At 60.2% G+C, this 11,601-nt stretch carries 13 protein-coding genes; 9 read left to right on the top strand and 4 right to left on the bottom strand.

Going from position 1 to position 11,601, the window contains the following annotated elements; genetic code table 11:
• Together IP85_RS01210 and IP85_RS01215 are read right to left on the bottom strand one after the other, a co-directional pair.
• Window positions 1-201, bottom strand: coding sequence for a DUF2892 domain-containing protein (locus tag IP85_RS01210; protein ID WP_006724805.1), 201 nt, complete (start codon window positions 199-201; stop codon window positions 1-3).
• Window positions 202-302: 101 nt separating this feature from the next.
• Window positions 303-620 (bottom strand): metalloregulator ArsR/SmtB family transcription factor, encoded by a 318-nt coding sequence (locus IP85_RS01215; protein WP_006724804.1) that lies wholly within the window; start codon window positions 618-620, stop codon window positions 303-305.
• A 127-nt stretch (window positions 621-747) separates the two neighbouring features.
• Here IP85_RS01215 and IP85_RS01220 point away from each other — a divergent pair, with 127 nt between their 5' ends.
• The 3 genes from IP85_RS01220 to IP85_RS01230 all read left to right on the top strand — a co-directional run bounded on the left by IP85_RS01220 (window position 748) and on the right by IP85_RS01230 (window position 2,743).
• Window positions 748-1,083, top strand: a complete 336-nt coding sequence (locus IP85_RS01220) for a TIGR01244 family sulfur transferase (RefSeq protein ID WP_054147831.1) — start codon at window positions 748-750, stop codon at window positions 1,081-1,083.
• Window positions 1,084-1,207: 124 nt separating this feature from the next.
• Window positions 1,208-2,095 (top strand): MarR family transcriptional regulator, encoded by an 888-nt coding sequence (locus IP85_RS01225; RefSeq protein ID WP_054147832.1) that lies wholly within the window; start codon window positions 1,208-1,210, stop codon window positions 2,093-2,095.
• A 177-nt stretch (window positions 2,096-2,272) separates the two neighbouring features.
• A complete protein-coding gene (locus tag IP85_RS01230) occupies window positions 2,273-2,743 on the top strand; it encodes a chemotaxis protein CheW (RefSeq protein ID WP_054147833.1) in 471 nt (156 codons plus the stop codon).
• Between the two features lie 332 nt (window positions 2,744-3,075).
• Here IP85_RS01230 and IP85_RS01235 read toward each other — a convergent pair whose 3' ends face one another.
• The gene (locus tag IP85_RS01235) at window positions 3,076-3,801 is read right to left on the bottom strand and encodes a ParA family protein (RefSeq protein ID WP_054147834.1); all 726 of its coding nucleotides are present in this window, start codon (window positions 3,799-3,801) and stop codon (window positions 3,076-3,078) included.
• 361 nt (window positions 3,802-4,162) lie between these two features.
• On the opposite strand from IP85_RS01235, the gene ytfQ reads away from it, so the two are divergent.
• From ytfQ to IP85_RS01260, 5 genes are all read left to right on the top strand, one after another.
• Complete coding sequence (gene ytfQ, locus IP85_RS01240) at window positions 4,163-5,125, top strand: galactofuranose ABC transporter, galactofuranose-binding protein YtfQ (RefSeq protein WP_054147835.1); 963 nt, start codon at window positions 4,163-4,165, stop codon at window positions 5,123-5,125.
• Between the two features lie 105 nt (window positions 5,126-5,230).
• Complete coding sequence (locus tag IP85_RS01245; protein WP_054147836.1) at window positions 5,231-6,754, top strand: sugar ABC transporter ATP-binding protein; 1,524 nt, start codon at window positions 5,231-5,233, stop codon at window positions 6,752-6,754.
• Window positions 6,751-7,794, top strand: a complete 1,044-nt coding sequence (locus IP85_RS01250; protein WP_054147837.1) for an ABC transporter permease — start codon at window positions 6,751-6,753, stop codon at window positions 7,792-7,794. Before IP85_RS01245 ends, IP85_RS01250 begins: the two co-directional genes overlap by 4 nt.
• A complete protein-coding gene (gene yjfF / locus IP85_RS01255; protein ID WP_054147838.1) occupies window positions 7,791-8,771 on the top strand; it encodes a galactofuranose ABC transporter, permease protein YjfF in 981 nt (326 codons plus the stop codon). Before IP85_RS01250 ends, yjfF begins: the two co-directional genes overlap by 4 nt.
• On the top strand, window positions 8,768-9,505 hold the full coding sequence (locus IP85_RS01260; protein ID WP_054147839.1) for a FadR/GntR family transcriptional regulator: 738 nt from the start codon (window positions 8,768-8,770) through the stop codon (window positions 9,503-9,505). The genes yjfF and IP85_RS01260 overlap by 4 nt, the downstream gene beginning before the upstream one ends.
• Before the next feature lie 31 nt (window positions 9,506-9,536).
• On the opposite strand, the gene IP85_RS01265 is transcribed toward IP85_RS01260, so the two are convergent.
• On the bottom strand, window positions 9,537-10,250 hold the full coding sequence (locus IP85_RS01265) for a GntR family transcriptional regulator (protein WP_054147840.1): 714 nt from the start codon (window positions 10,248-10,250) through the stop codon (window positions 9,537-9,539).
• A 260-nt stretch (window positions 10,251-10,510) separates the two neighbouring features.
• On the opposite strand from IP85_RS01265, the gene IP85_RS01270 reads away from it, so the two are divergent.
• Window positions 10,511-11,599 carry an ABC transporter ATP-binding protein gene (locus IP85_RS01270; RefSeq protein WP_054147841.1) on the top strand — a complete coding sequence of 363 codons (1,089 nt, stop codon included), beginning with the start codon at window positions 10,511-10,513 and terminating at the stop codon, window positions 11,597-11,599.
• Window positions 11,600-11,601: the final 2 nt, after the last annotated feature.

The following is an 11,601-nucleotide window of genomic DNA, read 5'->3' on the forward strand; positions in this document are numbered from 1 at the left end:
TTAGAATGCTGTGCCGGGGCGAAGCCCCAGCTTGCGGAAAATCGTGGCCGCCGGGCAGAAGCCGGTGAAGGCCGACTGTATCATGTTCACGCCGATAAAAGCGGTGAACCAGACGAAACCTGGATGCACGAAGTATGTCAGCAGGAGGGAAAGCAGGATCATGAACCCTGCAAAGACGAGAACGGCGCGATCGATCGACATGTTTTTCTCCTTAAGATACATATCTACGATGATACGTATATATTAGATAAGCTTGTGTCAAGCCGTCATCCGCAGAATGGATGACGGTGTCGGCTGCCGCGTCAGGCGGCGCAGTCGGATGTTTTGCAGAAGCTGTCGTATAGAGTGCCGATGATGGCGCGCGCCGGTTCGCTCTCGATCCGGTACCAGATGGTCTGACCGTCACGCCGTCCCATGATGATCTTTTCCCGGCGCAACAACGCCAGATGCTGCGACACGGTGCTGTCGCGGATCCCGAGGAATTCGGCAAGCTGACCGACGGAATGCTCGCCGTCGGCAAGGCGGCAGAGGATCAGCAGTCGATATCGATTGGATAGCGACTTGAGGAGTTCGCTGGCCATATCGGCACCAGCCTTCATCTGTTCAGGATCAATCTTCATAGATACGAATATATATGAGAAATCGGCACTGGCAAGTGTTGACACCTACGACAGATCTTAAATATATAAAAAACGTTATGTGTAAAGCGGCGACTTCGGTGGGCAGCCGTCTCAAGAAGGAGTTCTCATGAGCATTCGCAGCATCGATCCAAGTTTCCATGTCACCGGACAGATCAAGCCGCAGGAGCTGCAAGCGATTGCCGAACTCGGCTTCAAGGCCGTCGTCTGCATGCGGCCGGACAAAGAAGGCTTCTTTCAGCCGGCCTTTGACGAAATTGCAAATTCAGCCCGTGAGGTCGGGCTCGACGCGCATTATCTTCCGGTAGTCCCGGGCTCCATATCCTTTGATCAGGCGCGCGAGCTGAAAGCGATCATCAGCCGGCAGTCGGGACCGATCCTCGCTTATTGCGCATCCGGCCAGCGATGCGCCGCAGCCTATGATCTTGCCAAACGCGTTCCCTGAAGCGGAGCGATGCGTCCCATGGTGCCTTCAGATCTTCGTTGATTAGGGCTGACTACTAAAATTACCAATCGACGGCATCGGTGAATTGCCGTCCTATGCGCAACTCTGATCTGGAGTTGTGCCCATGGATCAATTGCGTGCCAAACTTGATCGGGACCGATTGGTCGTCCATCCCGGTGTCGAGAAGCATCTCGGGGAACCCGTGTGGCAATTGGCGAGCGGCTATCTTGGCCATTCCGGCTTCGACAGGGCTGTGCTCGCCTATTGCCGCAGCATGGTGGAAGCCAATGCCTTCCGCTGGCCAGCCAACAAGATCTTCGCGCAGAAGATGCGCTACATCACCTGCTATATGCTGATCGGGCTGTCGGCACGTTTCGAGGAGGGCACGGGCCCTGCGCCGACCATGACCCTGCTGCAGACGTTGGTGCCCGGCAGCGCACGCCAGGTCAGCGATCTCATTTCGGGCCTGCGGGCCGGTGGCTATGTCGTGGCAGAACAGAATGCGCGAGACCGGCGAGAAATCAGGTTGCGTCCAACGCCGCCCCTCGTCATTGAGATCGCCCGCTCCCCTCTTGCCTTCATTGCCGCGTCCGCCATGCTTGAAGGCCATTCGCTTCGGGAGGCCCTGGACGCCGATGTGTCGCTGGTCTACCGCCTGATCGGCCGATCGACCATTGCCTTCCAGTCGATGGATGTCCTGTTCACGCCCTTCGAGACGGTCGTCGACTTTACCGGTCGCGACAGCGGATATCTCATTCTTTGTGCAGTCATGGGTGCCCACCTGGCCGGCGCGCTGGGTGAAGACTGGCCGCTTGCGCTCACCTATGATGCATTGTCGCAGCGGTTTCAGGTGTCTCGCCAGCACGTTGGAAATGTACTGGCGATCGCGACGACGCAGGGGAGACTCAGCATTCACGGTGGTCGGATCGGCGCGGTCGAGCCCTCGCTGCTGCAAGAATTTTCCTGGTGGAGTGCCGGACAGATGGCGCATTTCACCATGCTCGCCCGATGACGGCCATGTCCGTGGCACCAGTTGCGGATTATCCTGATTGATTTAGATATTCTTTAATTACTGGTGGGCTAAATTGATTTGGAGTGCAGGGCAGGCCTCTGCCGCCGGGATCCCCGGTGAACCAATATCGTGACACGGTGCCAGCCGACGTAGGCTTGCAGCAGGAGGAAATCGCAGATGAATACGACGTCGAACACCGCCGATGCCCTCGAAATCATCGCCTTTCGGCTTCATCAACAGGAGTTCTGCGTCAAGACGACATCGATCCGCGAAATCCGCGGTTGGGCTCCGGTTACGCCCATCCCGCACTCGCCCTATGAAGTTCTCGGCGTTATGAACCTTCGCGGAACGGTCATCCCGATCGTCGATCTCGCCGTGAAGCTCGGCATGCCGGCCGCCCAGGCGACGGAGCGCAGTGCCGTGGTCGTCACCGAAGTCAACGGCATGACCGTCGGTCTGCTGGTCGACGGCGTCTCCGACATTCTGACCGTGTCTGGCAGCACGCTGCAGCCTCTTCCTGCCGCGACCGGTCCAAGTGCAGCCTTCTCCGATGGCATCATCGCCCATGACAAGAGCATGATCTGCTTCCTCAGCCTCGAGCGCATGTTCGGCGATGACGACCCGTCCGCCTGGGGCATGGCAGCCTGAAATAACTCCGGGGGCGTAAGCCCCCTTAAGTCTTCCGGCCGACGCTGACTGACCATCACACTTTGCTTGCGATTCTGCCCGAAAGCGGCGTCGCTTGGGCGCGGCCCCTGGTGGAGCTGCGACTTCATCAAGTGTTAGGGGCCAGCTCTGATAGCGAACAGCTTCCGAAATTCCCATGTTTGTAGCAGGATGTCGCCGGTCGAGCGCCGAGGTGACGCCGTGTCTGCATAATCGGACAAAAGCCCTTCTGGGCTACCTGGGCGAAGGCCTTGCCGGCACGCATGGACGCGAGTGGCCTCAGGGCCGCCGGTTGTGTTTTAGATGCGCGCCCTTCAGGCCGCCGTGTCCAGGGTCTGTAGATCGCGTCGTGCTGCATAGGCCGGGGCCGCCGCCGCGCCGACGTCGACGTGCGACAACACTTCGTCGGCGAAGGCCTGTGCATTCAAGATCGCCTTCTCGCTGCCTGGAGTCTGGGCGTTGTCCAGCTTTCGAAGCGGGCGATGCATGTCAAACATTTCGCGGAAGGCGGCGCGTTCGGCAATCGGTGTGTCGAAGACACGGATGTCCTGTTCCGACAGCAGACGCTTCACCGCCTGCATCGATCGCGTCGTGATGGCCGGATTGACCCTGGACAGGACGACGGAATACGGGATGCGGATGCCGGCCTTACGGTCGAGGTAGCGCAGGAGATCGAGGACCTGAGCGCCGCCCTGGGCGTCCATGCTCGAGCCCTGGATCGGAACGATGACGTGATCCGACAAGCCGACGGCCGAGGCGAGCAGGGGTGACTGTAGGCCCGGCAGATCGATGATGACGAAATCCCACTGGCTGCGGCGCTCGTGGACGATCTTCTGGATCGTCGGCGCCGACACATAGGTTTCGATGGAGAGCCTCGGCATCAATGCTGCGCCTTCGTACCACTTCGAGAACCACCGCTGGGGGTCGGCGTCTATCACGCAAACTCGATAGTTGCGGTGGAGAAGTTCAGTGGTCAGAAGGAGGGCCGCAGTTGTTTTTCCTGCGCCACCCTTCGTATTCGCGAAGGTGATCACTGCCATTGGGTATTCCTGTCTCGAATAGCGGGAGCCGGAATCGCTCATGCGGAGGCACAGGCATCGTGCGTCGGGAAATATAAAGAAAACTGGTTAACAGAAAATTACGAAATTTAGGGAGGGCGAGCCGTAACCCCTGTATTTCAGGGCTTTCTCGTTCTCCTGCTTTGCCTATACTCGGCCAGTGCGGTCGGGTCGGTTAACCTTTCGACCTTCGAGGTTGCGGTGTGGGACGGTGAAGTGTAGCTAAAGTTTATGCTGCGATGCACAACATATAATAGTACTTTTGGACTTTACAGGTCTCGAGCCTTTGCCTATGCATAATGCCAGGCACCGTGGAGGCGGTGTCTTTTCAAGGGAGGACATCATGACATTTCTTCGCAAGCTTGCGCTCAGCGCAAGCGTGATTGCACTCGGCTGCTCGTCTGCCATGGCTGCAGACCTGACCGTTGGCTTCTCGCAGATCGGTTCGGAATCCGGCTGGCGCGCTGCTGAAACTTCCGTCACCAAGCTTGAGGCTGAAAAGCGCGGCATCGAACTGAAGTTCGCCGACGCACAGCAGAAGCAGGAAAACCAGATCAAGGCTATCAGAGGCTTCATCGCCCAGGGCGTTGACGCCATTCTCGTCGCACCTGTCGTCGCAACTGGCTGGGAAGACGTTCTGACCGAAGCCAAGGAAGCCGAAATCCCGGTCATCCTGCTCGACCGCGGCGTTGACGCTCCGCAGGATCTTTACCTGACCTCGGTCGCTTCCGACCAGGTGAAGGAAGGCCGCGTTGCCGGCGAATGGCTTGTCAACACCGTCGGCGACAAGCCGTGCAAGGTCGTTGAGCTTCAGGGTACCGTCGGTTCAACGCCTGCGATCAACCGCAAGAAGGGCTTCGAAGAGGCTATTGCCGGCAAGGCGAACATCACCATTGCCCGCAGCCAGACCGGTGACTTCACCCGCGCCAAGGGTAAGGAAGTCATGGAAGGCTTCCTGAAGGCCGAAAATGGCGGCAAGGACATCTGCGCCATGTACGCCCACAACGACGACATGGCCGTCGGCGCCATCCAGGCGATCAAGGATGCCGGCCTTAAGCCGGGCACTGACATTCTCGTCGTCTCGATTGACGCTGTTCCGGATATCTTCGCCGCCATGGTTGCCGGTGAAGCCAATGCGACCGTGGAACTGACGCCGAACATGGCAGGCCCTGCCTTCGATGCGCTCGACGCATTCATGAAGGACGGCAAGCAGCCGGAGAAGTTCATCATCACGGAATCCAAGCTCTACACGCCTGCGGACAACCCGCAGGGCGAGTATGACAACCGCAAGGGCCTCGGTTACTAAGGTAACCCTCCCGGCCGAGACCCCGCCCCACCCTGGTGGCGGGGTCTCTGTCGCTTTCTCCCGGCTTCGATCGGGGATAGCTTCATGGGAGAGGGGGAAGAGGCAATGACCGAGCATCCATCGATCGTGCTTGCAGCGGCGGGCATCACCAAAACATTCGGAAATCATACGGCGCTCGACGGCGTCGATATCGCGTTTCATCGGGGCGAAGTACACGCACTCCTCGGCGAAAACGGTGCCGGCAAATCGACGTTGATCAAGATCCTGACGGGCGCCTACATTCCCGATGGCGGAATGATCTCCGTCGATGGCGAGAACGTCAATTTCACGACGCCACAGCAGGCCCAGGCACTCGGCATCGGCACGGTTTATCAGGAGGTCAACCTTCTGCCGAACATGACCGTGATCGACAATCTCTTCATCGGCCGACAGCCGACCAACCGCTTCGGTCTGGTCGACAAGCGTCGGATGGAGCGCGAATCCCGCGAAATACTGACCACCTATGGTCTCGACATCGATGTGAAGGCCGAGCTTTCGACCTTTTCCGTTGCCGTCCAGCAGATCATTGCGATCGCGCGCGCCGTCGAACTCTCCGGCAAGGTGCTGATCCTCGACGAGCCGACCGCCAGTCTGGATCGGTCGGAGGTCGAGAAGCTCTTCGGCATCGTCCGGCAACTGCGCGACCGTGGGCTTGCCATCGTCTTCATCACCCATTTCCTCGATCAGGTCTTCGAACTCTCGGACCGCGTGACGGTTCTGCGTAATGGACGCCTTGTCGGGACGCAGGCGATTGCCTCGCTCGATCGGACCAGCCTGGTACGCATGATGCTCGGCAAGGACCTGGCATTCCATCATCCCGACGTTCTCGGCGAAGAGGGCGAAGTCGGCGAGACGCTGATGCAGTTCGAAGGTTTCGGTCTCACCAACAGCGTCCAGCCCTTCGACCTGAACATCCATCGCGGCGAAGTCGTCGGTGTGGCCGGGCTGCTCGGCTCCGGTCGTACCGAGATGGCGCGGCTGATGTTCGGCATCGATCAGGCAGACAGCGGCTCGATCACGATCGACGGCTCGACGCGTCAGGTGCGTAATCCGCGCGAGGCGGTCGAACTCGGCTTTGGCTTCTGCCCGGAAGATCGCAAGATCGACGGCATCTTCGGCGACCTCTCCGTGCGCGAGAATATCGTGATCGCCATGCAGGCCCGGCTCGGCTGGTTCAAGGCGCTCAACCGCGACGAACAGCTGGAAATTGCCGGCAACTTTATCGAGGCGCTCGACATCCGCACGGCGTCTGCCGAGCTTCCGGTCAAGCTGCTCTCCGGCGGCAACCAGCAGAAGGTGATCCTCGCCCGGTGGCTCGCCACCGACCCGCGTTTCCTGATCCTCGACGAGCCGACGCGTGGCATCGATGTCGGTGCCCATGCCGAAATCGTGCGGATGATCAGCCGATTGCGGGAAGACGGATTGGCTCTCGTCGTCATATCCTCAGAGCTCGACGAGATCGTCAGCTATTCCTCGCGTGTTGTCGTCATGCGCGATCGCAAGATGGTCGCCGAACTGCATGGCGCCGACATCACTCCCGGTGTCATCGTCCAGACCATCGCCGCGCTGCCGGCGGAGGTCGAGGCATGAAAAGGCTTTCCATGTCGCGCATCATTTCCCCGCAGCTACTTGCCTTGGCCGGTGTGCTGTTCTTCAACTGGCTGGTCTTTCCCGGTTTCTTCAACATCACATGGCAGGATGGCCGGCTGTTCGGCAGCCTGATTGACGTCATCAATCGCGGTGCACCCGTCGCAATCCTGGCGATCGGCATGACCGCGATCATCGCGACCAAGGGGGTAGACCTTTCGGTTGGTGCCGTGATGGCGGTCGCCGGAGCTGTCGCTGCGACCTCAGCCGTCGCCGGGCAGCCCCTGATCGTGACGCTTGCCGCGGCGCTTGCCGTCGGAGTGCTGTGCGGTCTCTGGAACGGAGTTCTGGTCGCCTATCTCGGCATCCAGCCCTTCGTCGCCACACTGGTGCTGATGGTGGCGGGGCGAGGGGTGGCACAGCTGATTACCGAGGGGTCGATCGTCACCTTCTCCGATCCGGCGCTGATCTTTGTCGGCACAGGTTCGCTTTTCGGACTGCCGATGCCGGCCGTCATCGCGATCGTTCTCATGATCGTTGCGCATCTCTTCATGCGCCGCACGGCAATCGGCCTGTTCATCGAAGCCATTGGCATCAATCTTTCGGCGGCCAATTATACGGGGCTCCGCAGCAGGCTCGTGATCCTTTGCATCTATGCCTTCGGTGGATTTTGCGCAGCTATGGCCGGCATCATCGCCGCTGCCGATATTCGCGGGGCCGATGCCAACAATGCCGGCCTCTGGCTCGAGCTCGACGCGATCCTCGCGGTCGTCATCGGCGGTACCTCGCTGCTCGGCGGGCGCTTCTCTATTCCAATGTCGGTGATGGGTGCGATCATCATCCAGGCGATGAATACCGGCGTGCTCGTCTCGGGCTTCCCGCCGGAATTCAACCTGATCGTCAAGGCCGGCATGATCATCATCATTCTGGTGCTGCAGTCGGCCCGGATCGCTCAGTTGCTCGGGCGCAAGTTCGGTCCACGCCAGGCGGTTCCGACCACACCCACCAAGACCGCAGACCAAACTTCGGGACAGGCACGATGAATCCGCGTTATCGCCCTCTCGCCGCGACCACACTCATCTTCGTGATCGCCTACGCCATCTGCATTTTCCAGTTTCCGGCGATGTGGTCGACGCGGGTGTTCGGCAACTTCCTGACGGACAATGCCTTTCTCGGCATCGCGGCAGTTGGAGCCACCTTCGTCATCATTTCCGGCGGCATCGATCTCTCCGTCGGGGCGGTGATCGGCCTGACCGGCGTGATCACGGCCATTCTGATTTCCTGGGTCGGCATCCATCCCATGGCGGTCTTTGCGATCGTGCTGGTTCTGGCCGCGGCCTTCGGGGCGTCGATGGGCGCGGTCATTCATTTCCTACAGGTGCCACCCTTCATCGTGACGCTGGCCGGCATGTTTCTCGCACGCGGTCTGGCATCGGTGCTCAGCCAGGATTCCATCCCGATCGACCACGAATTCTATCGGACGATCTCCAGCCTCTACTACCGGCTGCCCGGTGGCGGACGTCTGAGCTTCATCGGCCTGCTGATGCTCGCCACCTTCCTCGTCTTCGGGTTCATCGCCCACAAGACGCGGTTCGGCTCCTATGTCTACGCCATCGGTGGCAACGTCAATTCCGCGTCGCTGATGGGGGTTCCGACCGGGCAAGTGACCATCGGCATCTATGCCTTGTCGTCCTTCCTGGGCGGGCTCGCGGGGATCGTCTACTCGCTCTACACTTCCGCGGGCTACCCGCTGGCGGCGGTCGGCATCGAACTTGACTCGATTGCAGCCGTGGTGATAGGCGGAACCTTGTTGACGGGCGGTTATGGTTTCATCTTCGGAACCCTGATCGGGGTCATGCTGCAGGGCCTTGTCCAGACTTACATCGTCTTCGATGGGACGCTCTCCAGCTGGTGGACTAAAATCGCCATCGGGTTCCTGCTGTTCATGTTCATCTTGCTTCAGAAGCTGGTGTTTACCGCGCAGACCGGGCGTACGCGCCTGAAGAAGGCCCCTGCATGAGTGAGCCGGGGAGCCTTCTTCGCTCCCTGTCCGGGCGGTCGACGGCGCGTAACTACCATTCGCATGTGATCAACGAGATCGGGGCCGGGGTTATCTCCGGCCGTTACCCGATCGGCACGACACTGCCGAATGATGCTGAATTGATGGAGGAATTCGAGGTCTCGCGCACGGTGTTGCGCGAGGCCTTGAAGACTTTGGAGGCCAAGGGGCTGCTCGAAGCCCGCCCGAAAGTTGGCACCAAGGTCGCCAAGAAAAGCCGCTGGAGCCTTTATGATCCACAGGTGCTCGCCTGGCACCTGGAAGCCCCTGTTGATGCGGAGTTTCTGTCCGGGCTGCATGAGGTGCGCCGCTCGCTGGAGCCGCAGGCGGCGGCCGAGGTGGCGCGGCGTCGTACCGCCGACCAGATCCGCCTGATGCTCTACTGGATCCACCAGATGGAGACCTCGCTCGGCTCCCTGCAGAATTTTGCTCTGGCGGATTTCGAACTGCACCGCATCATCGCGGATTCGGCGCATAATCCCTTCGTGCGGGCACTATACGGCGTCATAGAGCTTGCCCATGCGCTGGCCTACAAGGCGCTGATGGCCGCACCGGATCCCTGCCTTCTGGACGCGGTCCTCGACAAACACCGGCTCTTGGTCAACCGGATCGAGTATGGCGACGAGGCCGGAGCCAGAAATGCCATGCTCGAGACCATCGAGCACGACCGCAAGGTGGCGCAGCGATCCGGCTGACACGCTCCAGGGTTGGCTGAGGTCGACAAGTTCAGAGAGCGAGCGCGTCCTTGAGTGTGCGCGCTTCGGCCATGGTAAGATCGAGATCGGCCTCGATATGGTCGATGTGATGCAGCATGAGATGCGTCGCCTTCTTGGTGTCGCCCTTCTCCAGCGCATTCAGGATTTCGTCGTGCTCGTCATGCCCGCAGCTGGAAATGCCGGTTCGACCATAGAGCGCGATGACGAGGGAGGAACGGGCGACGAGTTCGTCCATGAACTTTTCCAGCACTTGGTTGCCCGCCACCTTGGCCAGCATCAGGTGGAAATCACCCGACGCCTTGATCTCTGCGCGTCTTGCGTTCGCGCCGCGTTCGGTGCGGTAACGCGCCTCTTCCTTCAGGTGTTCGCGCAGGGCGGCGATATCGGAAGGCGTGATGCGTTCGGCGGCGGCGGCAATGATGCCGGCCTCGATCAGGCGGCGCGATGCGAAGACCTGGCGTGCCTCTTCCGTGCTCGGATTGGAGACGAAGGCCCCCCGATTTCTCTCGGTGCGGACCAGACCCTCGAAGGCCAGCATCTGCAGCGCGTCGCGCACGACCGTCCGGCTGACGTCGAAAAGCGTGCCGACTTCGGCTTCGGAGAGCTTTGTGCCGGGGGCAAGGCGTCGGTCGACGATCGCGTCACGCAAAGCGTCGCGGATCGCCCGGGCGCGGTCTTCGAGATTGGGGTCGAGTTGCCTGCGGAGTGAGCTGTTGGCGGTCATGGGATCATCCGGTGTCTGATAGTCTTGTAGCCCGCAGATCGAACTTGCGAAAGATCTATCCGACACCAAGGCTCCATAAGATTGCATACAATTTAGATCTCAATTTGAAGGCAATCGATTAATTGCTGTGCATGCAGTCGTATCAGTTGCTCATTCCTTTTGCGCTGCAGCAATTGCTTTCATGGGATTCAAGCACTTAGCGACGTGGCGTCGAACTGGCACGGCTTATGCATCGTCCTTTGCGAGACGAAGGAGCCGCCATGACGAAAGCCGCCGACATCGAACTCGCTGCCGTGACCAAGGTTTACGGTGCTGCGACTGCAGTTCATGCCATCAGCCTCAAGATTCCGGCTGGTACTTACTGCTGCCTGCTCGGCCCTTCCGGTTGCGGCAAGACATCGACGCTCAGAATGGTCGCCGGGCATGAAAGCGTGTCGTCTGGCGATGTTGTCTTCGGCAATAACAATGTGACCACGCTGCCGCCTGCGCAGCGTGGCACGGCGATGATGTTCCAGTCCTATGCGCTGTTCCCGCATCTCGATCTTGTCGACAATGTTGCGTTCAGCCTGAAGATGAAGGGTGTCGACAAGGAGACGCGCCGCGCGCAAGCGCTGGAGATGCTCAAGCTGATGCAGCTCGAGCCCTATGCCGAGCGTCGTCCGGCCCAGTTGTCCGGTGGACAGCAGCAGCGCGTAGCACTTGCGCGTGCCTTGATCACGAGGCCCGAGGCTTTGCTGCTCGATGAGCCCCTCTCTGCGCTCGACCCGTTTCTTAAGATCCGCATGCGCGCCGAACTGAAGAAACTGCAGACCTCGCTCGGCATCACTTTCGTGCATGTGACCCACAGCCAGGAAGAGGCGATGGCGCTCGCCGATCTCATCGTCGTGATGAACGAGGGGCGCATCGAGCAGGCGGCGACGCCGCGGGCCGTCTTCGAGCGGCCGGCGACCGCCTTCGTCGCGCGCTTCATGGGAGACCATAATGTGCTCTCCGGGCGCATCGTCGAGCGCACCGCCGATGGCTTGTTTATCGAGGTGGTCGGTGGCGGCCGCTTCTTCGCGCTCGGTGCAGCGCCTGTCGAGGATGAAACGGCCGATATCGCCATCCGCACGGACCATGTGCGCATCGGCGCCATGCCGGCCGATGGTCTCGGCTTCGACGGTATCGTCTCGAATGTAGAATATCTCGGCGCCAAGGTGAAGCTGACCGTCACCACCGCCTTTACCGATGAATTCACCGCCGTTCTCTCGGACGCGGCCTTCTTTGCCTCCCCGGTTCGCGTCGGGGAAGGCGTCACCCTGTCATGGGATCAGCCGGATTCGATCGTCCTCGGACGCATCGTGAAGTGAAG

Source organism: Rhizobium sp. AAP116, assembly GCF_001295785.1.
Taxonomy (GTDB): Bacteria; Pseudomonadota; Alphaproteobacteria; order Rhizobiales; family Rhizobiaceae; genus Allorhizobium.